16 protein-coding genes and 3 pseudogenes are annotated in these 18,282 nt (G+C 60.1%); 10 read left to right on the top strand and 9 right to left on the bottom strand.

The genetic code is table 11. The features are described from left to right. Positions 1 to 308: 308 nt before the first annotated feature. From J8I87_RS01300 to J8I87_RS01290, 3 genes are all read left to right on the top strand, one after another. Positions 309 to 3,110, top strand: coding sequence for an ATP-binding protein (locus tag J8I87_RS01300; protein ID WP_209929617.1), 2,802 nt, complete (start codon positions 309 to 311; stop codon positions 3,108 to 3,110). A gap of 562 nt (positions 3,111 to 3,672) precedes the next feature. Beyond that, entirely contained in the window at positions 3,673 to 3,942 is a 270-nt protein-coding gene (locus J8I87_RS01295) for a hypothetical protein (RefSeq protein ID WP_209929616.1), read from the top strand. A 1,187-nt stretch (positions 3,943 to 5,129) separates the two neighbouring features. Next, positions 5,130 to 6,044: a DUF72 domain-containing protein gene (locus tag J8I87_RS01290; RefSeq protein ID WP_209929710.1), complete on the top strand. Its 915-nt coding sequence runs from the start codon at positions 5,130 to 5,132 to the stop codon at positions 6,042 to 6,044. Here J8I87_RS01290 and J8I87_RS44395 read toward each other — a convergent pair. Together J8I87_RS44395 and J8I87_RS01280 are read right to left on the bottom strand one after the other, a co-directional pair. Next, positions 6,011 to 6,268 (bottom strand): annotated as a pseudogene (locus J8I87_RS44395) (NADPH dehydrogenase); the annotation flags it as partial. The gene J8I87_RS01290 and the pseudogene J8I87_RS44395 sit on opposite strands and share 34 nt — an antisense overlap. Before the next feature lie 758 nt (positions 6,269 to 7,026). Further along, positions 7,027 to 7,299 carry a hypothetical protein gene (locus J8I87_RS01280; RefSeq protein ID WP_209929614.1) on the bottom strand — a complete coding sequence of 91 codons (273 nt, stop codon included), beginning with the start codon at positions 7,297 to 7,299 and terminating at the stop codon, positions 7,027 to 7,029. A gap of 980 nt (positions 7,300 to 8,279) precedes the next feature. On the opposite strand from J8I87_RS01280, the gene J8I87_RS44390 reads away from it, so the two are divergent. From J8I87_RS44390 to J8I87_RS01260, 4 genes are all read left to right on the top strand, one after another. After that, complete coding sequence (locus J8I87_RS44390) at positions 8,280 to 8,618, top strand: hypothetical protein (protein ID WP_245253624.1); 339 nt, start codon at positions 8,280 to 8,282, stop codon at positions 8,616 to 8,618. A gap of 389 nt (positions 8,619 to 9,007) precedes the next feature. Then, a complete protein-coding gene (locus J8I87_RS01270; RefSeq protein WP_209929613.1) occupies positions 9,008 to 9,268 on the top strand; it encodes a hypothetical protein in 261 nt (86 codons plus the stop codon). Between the two features lie 363 nt (positions 9,269 to 9,631). Next, positions 9,632 to 10,060 carry a VOC family protein gene (locus tag J8I87_RS01265; RefSeq protein WP_209929612.1) on the top strand — a complete coding sequence of 143 codons (429 nt, stop codon included), beginning with the start codon at positions 9,632 to 9,634 and terminating at the stop codon, positions 10,058 to 10,060. 340 nt (positions 10,061 to 10,400) lie between these two features. Further along, on the top strand, positions 10,401 to 11,894 hold the full coding sequence (locus J8I87_RS01260) for an HdeD family acid-resistance protein (protein WP_209929611.1): 1,494 nt from the start codon (positions 10,401 to 10,403) through the stop codon (positions 11,892 to 11,894). Between the two features lie 204 nt (positions 11,895 to 12,098). On the opposite strand, the gene J8I87_RS01255 is transcribed toward J8I87_RS01260, so the two are convergent. From J8I87_RS01255 to J8I87_RS01240, 6 genes are all read right to left on the bottom strand, one after another. Further along, positions 12,099 to 12,281 carry a hypothetical protein gene (locus J8I87_RS01255; protein WP_313063652.1) on the bottom strand — a complete coding sequence of 61 codons (183 nt, stop codon included), beginning with the start codon at positions 12,279 to 12,281 and terminating at the stop codon, positions 12,099 to 12,101. Positions 12,282 to 12,324: 43 nt separating this feature from the next. Further along, a complete protein-coding gene (locus J8I87_RS45920) occupies positions 12,325 to 12,591 on the bottom strand; it encodes a hypothetical protein (RefSeq protein ID WP_313063651.1) in 267 nt (88 codons plus the stop codon). Continuing rightward, positions 12,552 to 13,001, bottom strand: coding sequence for a helicase-related protein (locus tag J8I87_RS45915; protein ID WP_313063650.1), 450 nt, complete (start codon positions 12,999 to 13,001; stop codon positions 12,552 to 12,554). Before J8I87_RS45915 ends, J8I87_RS45920 begins: the two co-directional genes overlap by 40 nt. Then, positions 12,998 to 13,309: a hypothetical protein gene (locus J8I87_RS45910; protein WP_313063649.1), complete on the bottom strand. Its 312-nt coding sequence runs from the start codon at positions 13,307 to 13,309 to the stop codon at positions 12,998 to 13,000. Before J8I87_RS45910 ends, J8I87_RS45915 begins: the two co-directional genes overlap by 4 nt. Before the next feature lie 47 nt (positions 13,310 to 13,356). Continuing rightward, a complete protein-coding gene (gene fabG, locus J8I87_RS01245; protein ID WP_209929610.1) occupies positions 13,357 to 14,097 on the bottom strand; it encodes a 3-oxoacyl-ACP reductase FabG in 741 nt (246 codons plus the stop codon). A 181-nt stretch (positions 14,098 to 14,278) separates the two neighbouring features. Further along, positions 14,279 to 15,649: a DUF1214 domain-containing protein gene (locus J8I87_RS01240; protein WP_245253623.1), complete on the bottom strand. Its 1,371-nt coding sequence runs from the start codon at positions 15,647 to 15,649 to the stop codon at positions 14,279 to 14,281. Between the two features lie 366 nt (positions 15,650 to 16,015). Here J8I87_RS01240 and J8I87_RS01235 point away from each other — a divergent pair. Continuing rightward, positions 16,016 to 16,216 (top strand): annotated as a pseudogene (locus J8I87_RS01235) (IS5/IS1182 family transposase); the annotation flags it as partial. A 79-nt stretch (positions 16,217 to 16,295) separates the two neighbouring features. Here the strand turns inward: J8I87_RS01235 and J8I87_RS01230 are convergent. Continuing rightward, positions 16,296 to 16,556, bottom strand: a pseudogene (locus tag J8I87_RS01230) (ABC transporter permease); the annotation flags it as partial. Positions 16,557 to 16,973: 417 nt separating this feature from the next. Between J8I87_RS01230 and J8I87_RS01225 the strand changes: the two are divergent. Both J8I87_RS01225 and J8I87_RS01220 read left to right on the top strand, forming a co-directional pair. Then, positions 16,974 to 17,597 (top strand): helix-turn-helix domain-containing protein, encoded by a 624-nt coding sequence (locus J8I87_RS01225; protein ID WP_209929609.1) that lies wholly within the window; start codon positions 16,974 to 16,976, stop codon positions 17,595 to 17,597. Between the two features lie 301 nt (positions 17,598 to 17,898). Beyond that, a complete protein-coding gene (locus J8I87_RS01220; RefSeq protein WP_209929608.1) occupies positions 17,899 to 18,255 on the top strand; it encodes a cupin domain-containing protein in 357 nt (118 codons plus the stop codon). The last annotated feature ends 27 nt before the right edge of the window (positions 18,256 to 18,282 follow it).

Here is an 18,282-nt window from a genome sequence, read left to right as displayed (position 1 = left end):
CGACGGGAACGATCGCAAGTCCCAGGAAGCAACGGACGGCAGATAGGGCATAAAGGATGTCCGGCTGGAACCGCGCGCTGCACGATCCTCCCGCAGGCGCAGTGCCCGTCTTCACGGCCGCCCTCGCGCCGATCGATTCCTGCGCGCCGCCGATGAACTGCGCGTGCGCGAAGCGATCCGGGCGCCGCGGAGGGCACTGAATTTGCTTGCTTGTTGCAGAAACTATCTTCGCCCTCGGTTGCCCGGCCACATGAGTGATCGCCTTCGCCCCGCACGCGAAACAAGCTGATCCCCAAGAGGAAGAGAACATGGACACGATCAGTGAAGAAGTGCGGCAGCGGCTCGGATTGGTGCCGAATGTTTTTCGCCTCGATCCCGACAGCCCCGAGATCGCCGCGAAGCTCTGGGAATCCGCGCGTTACGGCTATCTGGACAATCCGCTGCCGCCCCTGTTCAAGGAGCGTCTCTTCGTCTGGCTTTCGCGTTTTTGCGAGGCGCGTTACTGCATCGCCAGACACGTCGGCTTTCTGCTGGGACTGGGGCGCGTTGCAGGGGACGAGCAATGCGCCCCGCAGTCGCTGGACGACGTTCTGCGGTTGTTGAGGCGGCCTGTTCCGCTAGCTGGAACGCTCGAGGTGCGGGTCGCTCAATGTTCGCTGACGCGGCAGCCCATCGCAGAGCTACCGCCTGCCGATTCGGAGCTGGAGTGGTCAGTCTTCGTCTGCGCAACCCAGGTGTTCCTCAAAACACCGGCCGCGTCAAAATGCCTGGCGGCCCTTCGGCACGCATTCTGTGCGACGCACCTGGAAAATTTTTCGTTGTTGCTCGCGTTCATACACACTGAGCACATCTGGAGTGAACTGCATCCGGAAATTTCATTTGAAGACGACGTTCGACAGCTGCTGTCAAACCACAAGGAGTTGAATGAATGTCTGCTGGGCGACGCCGCCCCGAGATATGGCGAGCGCGAAGAGCGCCTTCTCGATGAGCTCGATTCGCTTCGCCACGAGAAACAGGCGCTGGAATCCGAGCGCCACCGACGCCTCGAGGACGAGCTCGCTGAAAGTCGCGTTCTCCACAGGATCAGCAACGAGCTCATCGGAGAGGAGGCTGTCGACAGCCTGTATTCGCTGGTGGTCGACGCGGCGGCGCGGCTCTTGCACGCACCGTACGCATGTATACAGGTCATGCGCGCTCAACGCGACGGTAGCAAGGGACTGGAACTCCTCGCTCATCGGGGCTTTACACCGGAAACGCTCGCTTTATGGAGGAGGTTCTCCGCCGAATCGGCGACCACATGTGCAGCTGCACTGGAACATGGGCAGCGGATAGTCGTGTCCGATGTCAGACGGTGTGAGTTCATGGAGGGTTGCGAGGACCTGCCCATGTTCAGCGATCTCGGCATCGTAGCAATGCAGACGACTCCCTTGTATTCGCGCGCCGGCGCGCTCGTCGGCACGATTTCGACGTACTGGAGTGAGCCTCACGTTGCGTCAGAACACGAGTTTCAGTTGCTCGACATTCTCGGGCGCCAGGCAGCTGACCTGATCGAGCGGGCATGCGCAAATGAAGCGGTACACGCTAGCGAACGGCGCCTGCGGACAATCATTGAGCAACTCCCCGCCGGCGTCGGCGTATCTGACATGACAGGCCGGTGGACGCTGAGCAATTCCCTGATGGAAAAGTACGTTCCGACGGCCATCCCGTCACGGGCCGCCGAGCGTACCGCGTTATGGCGGGCGCGGGACGAGCATGGTAATCCCGTCGACCCGAAAGACTGGCCGGGCGCTCGCGCGCTGCGCGGTGAGACCGTCGTGCCAGGCGTTGAAATGCTCTATACCGATGAGACCGGGCGCGAATCGTGGATGCGCGTCAGTTCCGCACCCCTGCGTGACATCGCCGGCAAAGTGACCGGCGCGTGTTCGGTGATCCAGGACATCACGCAGATCAAGCGGGCCGAGGAAAGGCTGAAGGAAGCTGACAGGCGCAAGGACGAGTTTCTCGCCACGCTGGCGCACGAACTGCGCAACCCGCTCGCGCCGATCAGAAACGGTCTTCATCTTATCTGCAGCGGTGGCGCAGGAAACGACTTCGACGGCATTCATCAGATGCTCGAGCGACAGGTCGAATACATGGTTCGCCTGATCGACGATCTGATGGAGGTCTCCCGCATCACCAGCGGCAAAGTTCACTTGCGCCTTCAACCGGTTGACCTCACAACGGCGATCAATGACGCGGTAGAGTCCAGCCGTACGCTTATCGATAGCGCCGGTCACCATCTGATCGTCAGCCTGTCACCTGCGCCGTTGATAATCGACGCCGATCCTGTCCGTATCACACAGGTCATCGCAAACCTCGTCAATAACGCCGCAAAATATACGAGTAACGGTGGCAAAATCTGGCTCACTGCTTACAGGGATGGCTCCGATTGCGTCGTTTCCGTGCGTGACAACGGCATGGGCATTCCCAAGTACCTGCTCCCGAAGGTATTTGACCTGTTCGCCCAAGCGGGACGTACTTACAGTCGCGCCCAAGGCGGACTCGGCATCGGTCTGACGCTGGTACGCAGCCTCGTGGAGATGCACGGCGGAAAAGTCGAGGGCCTCAGCGACGGGCCCGGTAAAGGCAGCGAATTCCGGGTGCGTCTGCCTGCTTCGGAAAGCACACGGGCTGCAAACGACAGCACAGAGACACAGCCGTTGGATTCTTTATTCCAATGTCGCATTCTCGTTGTCGACGACAATCACGATGCAGCAGACAGCCTGTCCATGCTTCTCGATATGTATGGAGCTGAAACACGAGTAGCCAACGACGGGCCCGCGGCGCTTGCTGCGCTTGGCGAATTTCAGCCTGACGTCATGGTGTTGGATATTGGCATGCCGGGCATGGATGGCTACGAACTCGCGCGCCGCGCTCGCGCGCAACCGGGCGGCCTCGGTCTAACGCTGATTGCGTTGAGCGGATGGGGTCAGGATGAGGACCGGCGCCGCTCGAAAGAAGCCGGGATCGACCATCATCTCGTCAAGCCGGTCAATCTCGACGCACTAAGCAGCTTGCTATCGGGTGTCGCAAAGAAGCGGAGCGGTTCGACTGGCCTGACACCGGGCTGACGCCGCCAGCTTCCTTCAATGGCCGTTGGTCGCCCGCGCCGCACAACGTGACTTGATGCTGCGCGGCGCAACGTTCAGACAAAGGAACCTTGCGGCAGCATCAGTCTCCATCATGTAGACCTTGACGCACAATCGCCTGGATAGCGGATGTCAAGACGGGGTCCGCCTGAGGCCATCCCGTATATAGCCGGGTCGATCCGATCTCGGCTCGTCGGTGAACGACGGCCGTAACACACGTGAAAGACCTTGCCATGTGGCCGGCGTGAGCACCGGCGACCAGTCCGGACACCATCACCCTTCCTTCCGTCAACAACATCCGCGTCGTCCTGTGAACGTCGGTCAAGCTCACGCCCAGTTGCTGCGCGAGCTCCGTTGCCGTGCGCGGACAACCGTCGACGAGAACCGTCACAATGCGTTCACAAAGAAGCTCATCCGTCCGTGGCTTCGACCGGCAATCCGGTAACACTCTTTCTTTTTCGTTCCGCTGGGCGCCGTCCGACGCGGTAACAGGGAAAAACCACGTCTCGCGGCGCTTTACTATCCGTGGCTCACGTTGCGCCCGATGACACCGCTGATTAAGGTCGAGCCGGCAGAACGGGCTGTCGAAAATAGCCGCCAACTGATCGGCGCTAAAGCGCCCTTGAAGCGCATCCCTCACAGCGCGCCATTCGCCAAAGACGCCGCTGTCCGCAAGGGCGAGCGCGGCCTGCCGGATCGCGCCACGCAACGCGACCATGTCCATGTCGGGTATGCGTTTCATCGCAAAGTCCGCAATGGGCATGTAGTCCGCAAGCCGGACGACAATCGGGCCATGAGGCGGGTGGATGGCTGAGCACAATGTTCGCCGACAACCACGGGAACTGTATTTGGGAGACCGGTCGCACGAGCCATGTAACGCAGCCAGACAATTGACCATGTTTTCATCGGGCTCACCCAGGAACGAATCGCATGCGCTCACGCTAACCCACGCACGCGATACCGAAAATTGGACCTTGGTCCAATGGAATGGCGTATGCGGCGGGCGGAAGGCTGCCCGCTCTCACCCGTCACCACGGTTGGACCGGTAACCTTTCATGGTTGTGGACGGGCAGACTCACACGCCACCCGATTCGTGCCCTTCTTCATCGACAACCGTTCCGGCGGATGAACGCCGGGCGAATGCGGGGCGCGGGTCCTCGCTTGTGCCCGGCGGCGCAACCAGCGCGTTCGACGGTCCGTTTCCAGGATCTGTGTTCGGGTCGGACATCCTGAGTCTTCGCACTAGAGTTCGAGGCTCGAATGTCCGCCAGTCACAAGGCCTACGGCCACGACGAGCTGCGCAGGAGGCAGCCACTTCACCCGTCAGCGAAGATGTGTTGCACGGCACATGGGCTAGCCCACGTCGATGCAGGCCCGAGTTGTCGGCATTTTGAGCAGGACAGCCACATGGAACGCCCGCGTTTCAGGCGAACGGTGAAAGACCTCCATCCTTCAGTTGCCTCCCGACCCAGGACCGGGAGCCGATGCCGACATGGCAGCGCTCGACTTTTTGTGCTTTTTCTTGTGCGTCGTGGTACCCGAAGAGGGTGCCATGGTATTTGCCCCGGACGCACCCGACACAGTATCCGTCGGACCACCCGCGTTCGGCTTGCTCATGCCCGTGCCGCCTTGTCCGCCAGCGGCACCGCCGCCCCCGGCGCCTTGGGCATAGACATTTCCCGAAATACCAATGAGCAACGCTGAAATCAAAATTCCCTTTGTCGAAACTCGCATGGTTGTCTCCTCAAGCGGTCGTTAGCACCGGAAGGTGTGAGCCCGCTTACAGGCCGCCGCAATTCCCATGCCGCCGTGCGCACACTAGCCCCCTGATCGATGAACGGGAATCCAGCTGCGATGCCTGCCGATCGGCATGCCGGAAGCCGGCAATGCCAGCCAGGGCCGATAAAGCCAGCGGTGCAAATGGAACGACAGTTGCTCACATCTCATTTGCTTCCAGCGAGGAAGAACCGACCGGACAGACCCGCCCCAAGGAACGCATCCATGACAGTACGAATCGGTATCTCCGGCTGGCGATATGCCGGCTGGCGCGGCGTGTTCTATCCCGAGCGACTGCCACAGAAGCGCGAACTGGAATTCGCGTCCCGCGCGGTCGATACGATCGAGATAAACGGCTCACATTATTCGCTTCAATCTGCTCGCAGCTATTTGTCGTGGTACGACTCGACGCCGGAAAACTTCGCATTCAGTGTCAAGGGGCCCAGGTACCTGACCCATATGCTGCGGTTCCGCGACGAGACCGCCCGTCCCGCGATCGCGAACTTTTTTGCCTCTGGCGTCCTCGCGCTGCGTGAGAAGCTCGCCGCGTTTCTCTGGCAATTCCCGCCGAACTTTTCGTTCGTTCCTTCTTCGTTCGACGCGTTCCTTGCGCTGCTGCCGTCCGACTTCAGATCTGCTGCACGGCTTGCCCACTCGCACGACACACGCGTAAAAGATCCCTGGTTCGACGTTCGATCCAACCTGCGCATCAGGCACGCCATTGAAATTCGCCATCCCAGTTTCTGTGTGCCCGAATTCGTCGCAATGCTACGCAAATACAGGGCCGCGCTCGTTGTGTCGGACGCTACGGCAGATTGGCCGTACGGCGAAGATGTCACCAGCGATTTCGTCTATCTGCGTCTGCATGGCAGCGAAACGCTATACAGCGGTGCCTATTCCGAGGCCGCACTCGAGCGGCTGGCGGCTCGCATCGATGCATGGTCGCAAGGACGTGAACCTTCCGATGCGGTGCGCTTCAGCGAGAAACCGGCGACACGGCGACGCTCACGCGACGTGCTGGTCTACTTCGACAACGACAGGAAGGTCGAAGCACCGTTCGATGCAGCGCGTCTGAAGGCACGGCTTCGAGCGCCAACGCCGCGAACAAGCGTGAGGCGCTCGGCGTCGACGATCGTATAAGCGCCACTGCCTTCAATGATGAATCGCGGTGCCGATGCGATATGCCGGTGCGCGGAGGCCGCCTCATCCGGCTTCATTACCTGAATGCCGGTATAGAGCCAACCAACGGCAGCACTGGCATCTCGACGCTTTGGGTTGACCAGCATCACTAGCCGGCGCCCCACGTCCTCGGGGCGGACCAGGTCGAGCGACTGGAGGACCATAGGCCGCAGCGCGGACTGGCGTTGGTTAAGGGAGCCTGAAGCTGCGTCGCCTTGGTACCCGGGCGTCGTGAAGCTATTCCGGCAACGTTCTGACGGCGATTGGGAAGACGTGGTACGCCGGATTGCCATCGAATTGGCGACTTGGACGACGACTTCGCCGAATCGTTCGTAAAGACCTCAGCGCAGGATTAAATCCGCGCTTTCATCGTTCGGTCGTGTCGCGATGGTGGCAAGTAAAGCAAAGTCACTTCGGTAAGCTTTGGAAATTGCCGTACAAACACGGAGAGAACTTATCCCTCCCACACCGCAATCAAAAAGCGCAGCTCCGGCGCGAAGCTGCGCTTGATGGTTCATGCAGGAAGAGACCGCCGAACCGTAAATTCCAACTGAAATCTAATCGACCAGCGTCCCGTCGTATCAGCGAATGTACGAATATGATTGATTCCACTACTAAGTATCATCTCGCGGCATCGCCGCCTGGTGCTGAGTCGAAGCGTAGGCCCGAACAGCCGACACAATCGCTTTCACGATGTGTGCCTGACTGAGGGCATCGCTGACGTAGGCCTCATCGACCGGATCCGTAATCACACCCGTTTCAAGCAGAACCGCCGAAATCGAGTTTTTTTCAGAACGGTCAGATCATCGAACCGATAGATGCCCAAGGTCGTATCGAGCAGTTCACGGTTTTCGCCATGAATCGGCTCCGCGTGATGTAGCGAAGGCATCCGCCCTATCGCGCGCATTTGCTGCACTTCAAAGCCACGCGCAGCGCTGCTGTCCTACCGCACTATGAAAATGGTCTGGACTCCATCGCCGGTGGCTATGGGACGTGCATACGCCGAATCGTCGATGGGATATTGAAAAGTCTGCGTCTTCACAAACAGCGGCACGGTCACTTTGCTGATCGGCTTACCGAGCTTGCTTGTCACTTGATCCACGCTATCGGGGATCTTGACGCCGAGGACGTCGCCGGCAAACGGCGCATCCACACGAATAGTGTCTAGGGACCACGCGTTGGAGCTTTGCCGCGAACGATCTGAATGAAAGATCACAACGGATTTCGTTAGCCGTTGACGCATACTGCGAAGAAGGCTGCGCTTAAGCAGGCCCGATCGCCGTCGCGATTGTCCCGGCTTGCTAGCTTTTAAATTTGCCTGTCATGCCAGGATTCCGTCATAGGTACGATTGCGCGTCAGCCGGTTAGTTGCACCTTTGTACGTCGCTTCACGTTGAACGCGGGCGGTTGTAGCGCTATTCTTCGAAGCCTGCACTCAAGGTGCTACAGATGGGGACCACCCAGTGCAACGGCAACGCATCTCCGCGCGACGCTCCCCTGTGCATGGCAAGGGCGTGTTTGCCTTAAATGTAGAAAGTTGGACTTGGTCGGATAGGCGATGTCAGATCGCCCGGCTCAGTTCGGCCAACTGCGGCCGCTCGACAGAGCGTTCCCATGGCCATTCAGGCGGCCGCTCTGCACAAACGACGGACCTTCATGGTCGAATTGGGTCGATCAGCCACGCCGTTGGCGGCTCAGGCGCGGCGGGCCACCTTCGGATTTTTCACCAGCTGAGGTAGTAGCTTTTCACCCACCCGGCGCGGTTTGCATTTTCAGTGGCAGCCGACAACACGGCCATTTCGACTTACCATGGTCAGCATAGGAACGGTAGGCTGCGCTGCGCACACAGCCGAGCCGACAACCAGCCATGCGGCCGCCGTTGCGGCTAAAGATGCCGGCCCGTGGAAAGCAAGGATCATCCACAATGCGAACACGAGGTGTGAGCCAGGGCCGGCGCGATTTTCTTCGCGAGTCTGCCGCGGTGCCGTCGACGTTACTGCTGTTGGCCCTCGGAGATGCGTATGGGCAGCCCGGCGCAGTTTCAGCTACGCCCGCCTGCACCGACGAACATGAACCGACACGGCAGCAGACGGCAGGTCTGTTTTTCCTGTCGCGCTCGCCGCAACGTGCATCGCTGCTCGAACCGGGCATCAATGGAACGAAGATCGTCCTGACTGGACGGGTGTATTCGACGCGATGCAGCGCGGTTTCCGGGGCTTTGCTCGATTTCTGGACGCCAATGACGCCGGCGAGTACGGCCTGGAGGGCTTCCGGCTGCGCGGCCATCAATTCGCCGTCAGCGAGGGACGCTACCGCCTTGAGACCATCGTGCCGGGGTTATATCCGGGACGTACAAGACACATCCACGTGACGGTGCAGTCACCCAACGGGCCGATCCTCACCACCCAGCTGTACTTTCCTGCCGAGCAGCGCAACGCTCGCGATTCCCTGTTCGATCGCCGGCTATTGATGACGATTGACAACGGCGGCGAGCGAAAGGCGGCCTGGTTCGATTTCGTCCTCGCGCTAACGTAGCGCGCAAGTGGTTGTGAAGCCGGGGCGTATCGAGAGTTAAGGGACGACGTGAACCTGTTATTTGCTACCAAACTGGTTGACTGGTAGCGGCCATGAGGCAGGTAGCACCTAGCTGCATTGAGAACCGCTCTATCGGCCCAAGACCCGCGCTTGATTCTGTTGATTACGATTCAAACGCCCGCCGACGATGCGAGTCGCACAGAAGTCGCCGCCCATCAACTGCCGTTCGTCGCTACTGCAACATGGCCGTTCGAGCGACCGCTCTCCATCCGCCATCAGCCGTTGATGCTTCGATAGGCCGGCAGTCCGCTTAGGGGCTACAGACCACGCCTCCCGCGCTCGGCAGACGCCAGCCACATACCGCGACGAACTCATGAGAGTTCGCCCTCATGAAGCCCTTTTGCTCCGTAATTGCCCTCGTCGTACTCACTGCCGGCTGCGCCTCGACATGGCCGCCCGCCAATAATCAGATTGCCCAGCAAATTCCGGCCGACTCGAATGCAAACCTCCCGCGTGCCAACCACGGTGCGACGCGCGGCGACTCCACGTCAAAGCCACCGATGCTCAGCGTTGGTGTCAGCTATTCCGATACGCAATTGATCCTGCCTTGGTTTCTCACTGACATCATCAACGCAGTTAACGATCCCTAGTCTGTCGGTGATTTGCTGCAATGTGTTTGGGGCGGCTTCTGACGACGTTGTCTGGAGTTCGCAACGAGATCGGAGAATGCCCCAGTGCGGCTTTCTAACGCCGCTCGAGCAAAGTCGGAAAGGGACAATCGAGCGTCAGCAGTACCCCCGTGACGCGACGCAGACAGTCGATGCCGCGAGCGCTACCGAACCCGCCCGATCGCTGTTCGCTGCCGGGCGGAGATGCCTGCCGGCTACCTGAAACAAGCCTACACTCATCCATGCCCCTCAATACCTGAATACTGGCCGCCACATCAGTTCGACGGGCGCGGGCGGACATGTTCGTTCCTCATGGCGCCGCTTATTCGCGGCAAAGGAGAAGCCATGGAAAAGATCCCAAAAGCCACGGCCTTGTTCATCGCGGGCTTTGGCCCGATTGTGGTTGAAGCGCAGGCAAGCCGCGAGCTCTACGGTCGGGCCTTCGGTATCCCCTTCAAGGAAGAGAAAGGCGGCTACCTCCATACGGAGAGCATGAAAGGCGCAAACACTTTCGCCTTGTGGCCGCTCTCTCTGGCCGCTCAGTCGTGCTTCGGCACGGATTCGTGGCCTCGTGAAGTACCCATCCCGCAAGCCTGGATTGAGTTTGATGTCGACAACGTCGAAGCGGCTACGGCCGAACTTGAATCACGAGGGTATCGGATGCTGGTCAGGAACCGCAATGAGCCGTGGGGCCAGACCGTCAGTCGCTTCATCGGGCCGGAAGGATTGCTGGTAGGAATCACCTTTACGCCATCGATGCGGGAAGAGAAATGATGACGGCCACAGTGGCAGTCTTGAGTGCGGTGACGGGTCTGGCCGGCGAGCAGCACACGCTCCCCAGGTGAATGGCTGATGAAGTACTAAGAACGATCCTCGCCTTCCTTGTGGACCGGGTGGCGATAACGGGTCGACTGCTGCCCGACACGGCGCGTCTGTCGTCCGACGAAACGGGCGTCGCCTGATGTAACGCACGCCTGCGGACAACTCTCATTTCGTCCCGGAATCGCACTATTATGCGTTATTGACAGCCGCAGCCCGATGCCCGCGACAGTCATCGTCAACGGTAAGTTCGTTTCGCCCAGCCAAGGTTCGCAAGCGCAGGGAGGATTACGCCATGGTCCGCCTCGTGATGATTCTGCTCGGCGTCGACTACCTTCGCACCCGCTGGCGCGAACTGCTGGCGGTAGGTTTGCTTAGCATCGTGCTAGGTGTGACGATCTTCTGCGATGCGCTTGACGGCGCGCTCTGGTTCCCCATCATCCCGTTTGCAGCCCTGCTGCTGCTTGAAGGCCTCGCGACGCTGGCCGTCGCATGGACAGGTATGGGCGGCCAGCGCACGCTGCGCTATGTGAAGGGCGCGACCTTCGTTGTGTCCGCTGGACTCGTGCTGATGGGAGGCGAGCACGGCAACTTCATCCTGTCGATGATTTTCGGCACGCTTTTTCTCGCGGACGGCACACTGCAGATCATTGCCGCAGGACTAGTGCGCTACCGAACGTGGAAAATTGCTATCGGGGGCGGCGTGCTGGAACTCGCCATTGCGATCTTCCTCTATCAGCCCTACCCCGATTACTATGCGGGCACCATCGCATACTGTGTCGCATTCGGCTTGCTGTTCGGCGGCTGGAACATGACTCTGCTCGCGTTGCGCGTGCGGCGCATGGCGACAAACCCCGTGGTGGCCGATGAAAAGCGCACGGAGCACCGGGCCGTGGCGGCGGGGACTGTCGCTGTGGCGACGGCGGCGGCCACAGTGGCCACGCCAGACGGACCGAACCTGCATTCGTCGAACTCATTCGACGGCGCCCCCGAGCCGCACGAACACGCCCTGACAATACACGTGTGGACGCCGGTTGGTTCCGCGAAAGCACAGGCACGGCGGCAGCCGATCATTGACCGCTACATTGCCGCGGTCGACAGGAACGGCTCGATCTCAACGGGCCATGCCGCGCTCGAGTCGACCGAAGGCGTTTATATCAGCCTGTACCCGGCCGTTGAAATCGAGAGGTCGCCCGAGGAGTTCTCGCGCATTCTGCGCGCGACCCGCGACAACGACGTGCCCGGCCTGTTCCAGCCGGACTACGCGACCGAATCAAAAGCATGGTGTCCTTCCACGCGGCAAGTGTGCATACGCAATTACGATCCCGAGCGGCTCGAACGCTTCTGGGCCGAATATCGCCGCACAACGACATATAATCTGACGTACCGCAACTGCTCGAGCACGGTCGCGAAGGCGCTCGAGGCCGCGATCGAGGGAGCGTCGGCTCGCGCGTGGGGGAAAAAAGGGGGCTGGAAGCCGTTTCTGCGCATCGCCGCGACTCCCGAACTGTGGGTCGCGGCACAAGTAAGAAAGCGCGCAGCGACGATGGCGTGGACGCCTGGACTGACGCTGGACTACGCGCGTGCGCTCAGCATGTTAGCGGACCCGCGGCCTTCCGGATGGGTGAAGATGGCGCGCATCGCGCTGGGCACTATGCACAAGTCGCGCCAGCGCTGGCGCGCCGAGAAAGCGGCTGCACGCAACATCGACGACACGGGCGCGGTGCCGGGTCAGCCGTCAGGGTCTACAGATGCCGGCGCGCGCGGCTCTGATCTCACACCGTTTTGATCGCCATGCCTTCACGCGGCGCTGCAGGGCGCGCCGTTGTCACGCGTTCCCCGAACGACCGGTCAATCCTGGAACCTGCCAATTGCACGGCATACCGACGAAGGTCCCTACCCGGTCGGTACGCGCCTTTCCCCGATAAACCCGAAAAAAACCCTGCATTTCTGCCGGGCTGATGCAAGGTAAGGGACTGGGAATCCCAACCGCTCAGGCAGGCTTCGACGCGGGCTGTGCCACCGCGCGCGTCAACATGGTCGTCACCGCGCCCGCCACGTTCCAGCCGATGAAGGCCCCCTCATGCGGCTCGTGCACCAGGCGGTCGAGGCACAACACCTCGATACGTCCGAGGACGTTGGCGACTACAGCGCGGCGCGTTCCTTCACGCTTCACCGTGACGACACCCTCGCCCCCGACACCGATACATTCAGTTCTTTCAAGCTGCCTCCTTTAACAGTTTCCGCATGTCCGCGGCAATGTGTTCGTGCATGATCGCCGGATCGTCCACAAAGCGGTCGAGCAGCGAGTCCATGTGCAGGAACGTCTCTTCCTCCAGCTCAGGCGTAGCCCAGTCCAGCCCGGCCTGCATCGAGTCGCGTTTGTGCGCGACCATTTGCGCCTGGTACTCGTCGACGCTGCCTGGGAGATGAAAATACTCCACGTTCAGCACGCCCTTCCGGTTCCAGCGCAGCGCGCGCCGCATCGCCTGATACTCGATGCGCCACTCGACGACCGGTCATAGAAAAGCACATAGTCCGCGTTCGGCAGGTTGTAGCCTGCGCGACCGGAGGCCTTCGTCGACAGCAAGCCCGTTGCAAGACCAGTAATGAAGCGGCGGTCCTTGTCGGCAACGCGCTTGCGGATCGGGATCTCGCCATGAAACAGAACCGTATCCACGCCGTCGGACGACAGTTCCTTCGCGATCGCATTGAGCACGCCCGGATTCTCCGCAAACACGATGGCTTGCTGTCCCTGCGCGGCAATCTCCCGCATTCGGGTAATGACCGCGCGCTGCTTGCTCGTCAGCCCCGTGAGCCGTTCGACGCCTTCCATCCCATACTGCGGATAGTTGGCAGCGAAGTGCACGGCACGGATGCGCGCGAGGATCGTCACGAGGTTGCAGGCTTTCTTGTCACCGCGTGAGCGCCGATACCAGTCTGCGAACTCGTCGGCCGCCAGATAGACCGCCAGTGCTGTGAGTCCCAGTCCACCGTGTGCGTGGTGACCACGGGTGGATCGATCTGGATATAGCGCGACACGTCGGGTTCGCATACCAGCCTGCGCTTGACGTGCGGCGGCGCCAGCATCGCGCGATACCCGTGCAGGTTCCCGATCTTCGGCACTTCGCGTTTGGCCCCTTCCTGCAGGCTTTCCGCGAATTGCCACGTGACCCACTCCAGCACCACGAAGTCGTCACGCAACGGCCTCTCTGAGCCAAGGCGGTCGTCTCTGTGTATTTGCGAACTGCCTACAACGTGAGTCCGCCAGTTGCCTCGATGACGGCACCGTTGACGTAACTCGCTTCGTCGCTCGCCAGAAACGCGTAAATGTTGGCGATTTCTTCGGGCTTGCCAAGCCGGCGCAGCGGCACCTGCTTTTGCATTTTCGACAATACGTCTTTGGGTATCGTCGAGAGAATCGGCGTGTCGATGAAACCGGGCGCAACCGCGTTAACACGGATGCCTTTCGGACCAAGTTCACGGCTCCATGTCTTCGTGAAGCCGATCACGCCAAATTTGGCAGCCGCATAGTTTGTCTGTCCGTAGTTGCCGTAAATGCCCACGACAGAACTGGCGTTCAGGATGACCCCCGAACCCTGTTCGATCATTGCATCGACCACTGCCTGCGCAGTATGAAAGACGCCGCGAAGATTGACATCGATGACATCGTCGAACTGTTGTAGCGTCATTTTCTGCAAACGCGCGTCCCGTGTGATGCCTGCGTTGTTCACCACGACATCGATCCGTCCGTACGTATCAAGTACCTTGGCAACCATTTCATCGACTTGTTCACGCTTCGTCACGTCGACGGCGAACGCGCTCGCTTCCGTGCCCGTTTGCCTGCATATGTGCACGACCGTCGCCACGGAATCGAAATCTATATCGCAAGCGATCACTACCGCCTTTTCCTGCGCAAACTTAAAAGCTGTTGCTGCACCAATGCCTTGCCCCGCGCCTGTGATGATGGCGACCTTCCCACTCAATCTCATTGCCTGGTTATTTCTCTCTATGAACAAACTTTTTCCGTATGCCCGTTATGGTTCCGTCTGAGCAGCCCGCTCCTGCGACGTCTGTATGCGAGCTTTACGCAAATGGCCTTCGCAGAAAGCGTCTGCGAGGCCGGCAATAGTTTGGATGCCTCGCAGACGCGTGATCAGTGCCGTTGTCTTCTCACTGATTTGGAATATTGATCAGCGGCGGTGGAACGTACGACGCGTCAGCCCCTGAAGGCAGCATTCCGTAAAGGCGGTATGTCAGGTTATAGCGTTCCCCGGCGGGCGTAGGAAGCCAGTTCGATTCCGGGACGCCGTCGGGCTTGCGCGGTCCGAACGCGAGGGTGAGCGAGCCGTCGGGGTTCGGCTGCAAACGCGACTGCCTGTTCAGGATGTAGCGGTTCAGCGGATTCGGTATCACCCTGTATTGGGTCGAGTCGACCGCCACCACCGACCAGAAGTAGCGAACCCGGCTTCCAGGCAACGCGTCCTTCGGGAAGGTCTGGACATACGTGGCGCTCCCATCCACATGAGGCATCCCGAAATAGGCGACCTCTGAAGGCTTGTTGGCCCAGATACCGACCAGATCGGCGACACTGCGACCGACGTAGTCGCTGTCATACGTGCCGACCACAGCGGGTCGCATCCGACCGTTAGCAACAGGGCCAAGGGCGCGAATGCGCTGCGCGAGCATCGGCAATGCAACCTGTCCGATGATTGCATCGACCCGTTTTCGCCCCTCCGGGCCTGACTGAACGAGCGCGGTAACAGCGCGAACCTCGCTGCGCACTTCGTCCATACCCGGATTGATGTCTGGTGAGCCTGCGAGGATTGCATCTGCAAAATCGAACGCGTCTGCGCGCGGCAGCTTTGCATTGGTGAAGCGCGGTACGTTGATTACCGGTTCAGGCTTCGGTTCGCCGAGCGGTGTCAGCTTGAACTCATGCTGGAGACGAATCGCAGTTTCAGCGCTATCGCCCATTTCGACACGTGCCGCCACTCGTAACGTGCGCACGGGCAGATCAATACGCAAGGCACCAGCAGGGATACGGACGTGACTGCCTTTCAGGCAGAGTGCGTATCGCCCATAAGGCTGCTTAGGAAATGTGCGCTCGTTGATGTTAAGCACCGTCTCGCCCCAGCCGTTCAGCATGTGCCACGTATAGTAGCGACCTTCGATGCGCGGAATGTCGAGGAGCACGCAACTGTCCTCGTCAATAGCAACCCAAGCTTCCGAAAATACGACGTCCAGATTCGGGTTCGCCCATTGCACGCCCCCCGGCTTGCGATGTACCAGTTCATTCCAGTGAAAGCCGTCATCCTCGAAATCGAGCCGCTGCTGTCTCAGCACGGCAAGCCGACCGAGCAGATAGAACCACGAATCAGTAATCTCCTTGTCCGATACTGCGACGCTCGCCTGTGGCGCGACCGCAGTTGCAGATGGCGCGAAATTATCCGACCTTACAGTGCTTACGCATCCGTTAAGACCACATGCCAAGGTAGTCGCACAGACCGCAGCCCCAACCCAATGGAACGCGCGTCGCATCATCGTTTTCTCACTTTTACTAGTCAGTCGCGTTAAAAGAGGAAGCCGTGCCCCGTTCAGGAACACCGTCGGTGCCTCACCATTGCTTTGCGTTGCGCGCACGGCGCACGACCGTGACCAACTTGTGGCGCATTGTCTGCTGAGGAGGCTCGGCAAGTTTATATTGGTCCTCGGCAGTCGTTCCCCCTCGTTTAGGTGGGGTGGCACCACACGCCAGACCGCGCGCCGGGCAAATGGCATGCTCCTTTTGACGTGACGTGACGGGAGCTGAAATCAGTTTCAGGCGGTCTGTCACAACGCCCGCCCGGGTGTCGCTTCCTGAATTCGAGCGGACGTTCGAGTGACAATGCGGTCGCAGCCGTGGACGTCCTTACCAGGAAGATCGCCCATTTGCGCCAGCGGATGCGGGAACTCGAGCGGATCAGAAAGGGTTTGGAGAAGCACCCGGACAAACAGTTGTCTCTCACGGATCCGGATTCCCGTTCAATGACCAGTGATGGCAAAAGCACCGGAAGAGTCGGCTGCAACGTGCAGGCCGCCATGGGCACGAAGCCCCAACATGCACACCACCAGCGAGCCGACGTCGCGTGACGGGCGCGACAGCGTTCTCTGATCCCGCTCTACGCTTCGTCTGTCTTCCAGTGAGCGATCACGCCGCCTGCGCCGCATTCCTGCCGCGCAGCCACTCCAGCGCGAGCAGCAGACAGGTCGAAAACACAATCAGAATCGTCGCGAGCGCGGCAATCGTCGGGCTGATGTTTTCGCGGATGCCGGTGAACATCTGCCGCGGCAATGTCGTCTGATCCGCGCCCGCGAGAAACAGCGTGACCACCACTTCATCGAACGATGTTGCGAACGCGAACAGCGCGCCCGAGATCACGCCCGGCGCGATCTCTGACAAGCACGTTCGCACGCTGATTCATAGATTCGGTATCCAGTAAGGTTCACTCGACAACTCGGGCTACGCATACGGAACGCGCTGGTTTCGCCTCGTGTTCGCGCACATGGCTTTTCGAGCATCACCGCCCAATCCGGGCGCTGTGGCCAAGAAACCAGAAGCCGCGCTCCTGGCCGGTCGCGAAGTCGGCAAGTCGCCCGCTTTCGATGTGAATGTACCCAAAACATTTTTCTGTAGGTAAAAAATTTGGCTAGTAATTTTACTTATATCTCAGAAGAGCGTCGGCCTGTGTAACAATGCCGCATGCCCTGCGATGAAGGGACATGGCTCGTCCGTCCTGGCAGCATCCACCCCTAGCGCGGGTCGATCGTCTCCGGACAGCCTTTTTGCGACCCACTCTTGCGGGTGGATGAAGGAGCGATCATTCGCATGGCCTCTCAGAAAAAGATCCGCGTGGAGTCGAACCCGCCATCAGGCGAGATCGCCCGCACGGCGGAAACACCGATCCTTGGCGACCGCATTCGCGGGCTGCGCAAGCGCCGTCAGATGACCCTCATGCAGCTGGCCGAGAGCACGAACCTGTCGGCGGGCTACATCAGCCAACTTGAACGCGACCTTGCGTCGCCCTCGATTGCAGCGCTGGTCAACATCGCGAAGGCCCTCGGTGTGACGGTGCAGTGGTTTTTTTCGGGTAATACGCCCGTTCCCGCTGGTGAGGAGGGTTACGTGGTACGCCGTGGCAACCGCCTGCAGATGCGGTATGAGCAGGGCATCGTGGATGAATTGCTGACCGCCAAAATGGACATGCAGCTGGAGATGCTGCATGTGCGCATTCCGCCCGGGGCGGAAAGCCCGCAGAGTTATTCCCATGAGGGCGATGAGGTGCTGTACGTCCAGACGGGGCAACTTGAAATCTGGATTGGCAAAGACAAACACTTCCTCCTCAGCGAGGGCGACAGTGTTGCCTTCTCATCACGATTCGCACACCGTTACCGCAATCCCGGTGCGATCGAGACCGTCGTCATCTGGGCCATTTCCCCGCCGAGTTATTAGCCATCGCGCAACGCGAGCGGTAGCCCATTACGGCAGCGGCCGCCGCGCGGTCGCCCCACAATCGGCACGCATCCCGGGTCCTCACAGCCCTTCTTCGCATCGCCGTCCCCGTACCCGCTCCCCTCGCGCAAGCGCGGTCTGAACGCGTCCGCGCGGGGACGACAATCATCCAGACCGGGAATTATCCCTAGTAAAAAAATATTGATTTTTTTTACTTTGGGATAAAAAATGCTCGCCAGCGTTCCCGACTCTTCCGTCGTCGGGAACAACCGTAAATACACACTGGTGAGGAGACAGACGTATGTCCGACGTAATTCAGTTCAAGCGCAACTCACTCGCTTTCGAGCCATACGGCGACCAGGGGGCCGGGTCGGCTTCGATCGCGCGCCTGGTTGGCCCGCAGCACAGCAACACGATGGGGGCAGGCATGGCCCGCTTCGATAACGTATCGATCGAGTGGACAGTGCTCTACGATGAACTGATTGTCGTGCTTGAGGGCGTCTTTCGGCTCAGGGTCGGGGACAAGACATTCGAAGCCACGCCCGGTGACGTACTCTGGATTCCCGAGAATACGCCGCGTCGTTACGAAGGAGAGCGTGCCACCGTGTTCTATGCGCTTGCGCCCGTCGACTGGAAGGCGCGCCACGCGCTGACGTGAGTTCCACACGCACTTCTCTCGCTTGCC

The sequence above is a fragment of the Paraburkholderia sp. LEh10 genome, from assembly GCF_017814945.1.
Lineage (GTDB): Bacteria > Pseudomonadota > Gammaproteobacteria > Burkholderiales > Burkholderiaceae > Paraburkholderia.
Note: the sequence above shows the minus strand (reverse complement) of the source record. Positions and strands in the feature narration are given on the sequence as shown.

Coding starts and splice junctions, on each gene's coding strand:
- J8I87_RS01300 (WP_209929617.1), top strand. CDS start 309: ATGGACACGATCAGTGAAGAAGTGCGGCAGCGGCTCGGATTGGTGCCG.
- J8I87_RS01295 (WP_209929616.1), top strand. CDS start 3,673: ATGACACCGCTGATTAAGGTCGAGCCGGCAGAACGGGCTGTCGAAAAT.
- J8I87_RS01290 (WP_209929710.1), top strand. CDS start 5,130: ATGACAGTACGAATCGGTATCTCCGGCTGGCGATATGCCGGCTGGCGC.
- J8I87_RS44390 (WP_245253624.1), top strand. CDS start 8,280: ATGCAGCGCGGTTTCCGGGGCTTTGCTCGATTTCTGGACGCCAATGAC.
- J8I87_RS01270 (WP_209929613.1), top strand. CDS start 9,008: ATGAAGCCCTTTTGCTCCGTAATTGCCCTCGTCGTACTCACTGCCGGC.
- J8I87_RS01265 (WP_209929612.1), top strand. CDS start 9,632: ATGGAAAAGATCCCAAAAGCCACGGCCTTGTTCATCGCGGGCTTTGGC.
- J8I87_RS01260 (WP_209929611.1), top strand. CDS start 10,401: ATGGTCCGCCTCGTGATGATTCTGCTCGGCGTCGACTACCTTCGCACC.
- J8I87_RS45920 (WP_313063651.1), bottom strand. CDS start 12,591: ATGCGGCGCGCGCTGCGCTGGAACCGGAAGGGCGTGCTGAACGTGGAG.
- fabG (WP_209929610.1), bottom strand. CDS start 14,097: ATGAGATTGAGTGGGAAGGTCGCCATCATCACAGGCGCGGGGCAAGGC.
- J8I87_RS01240 (WP_245253623.1), bottom strand. CDS start 15,649: ATGATGCGACGCGCGTTCCATTGGGTTGGGGCTGCGGTCTGTGCGACT.
- J8I87_RS01225 (WP_209929609.1), top strand. CDS start 16,974: ATGGCCTCTCAGAAAAAGATCCGCGTGGAGTCGAACCCGCCATCAGGC.
- J8I87_RS01220 (WP_209929608.1), top strand. CDS start 17,899: ATGTCCGACGTAATTCAGTTCAAGCGCAACTCACTCGCTTTCGAGCCA.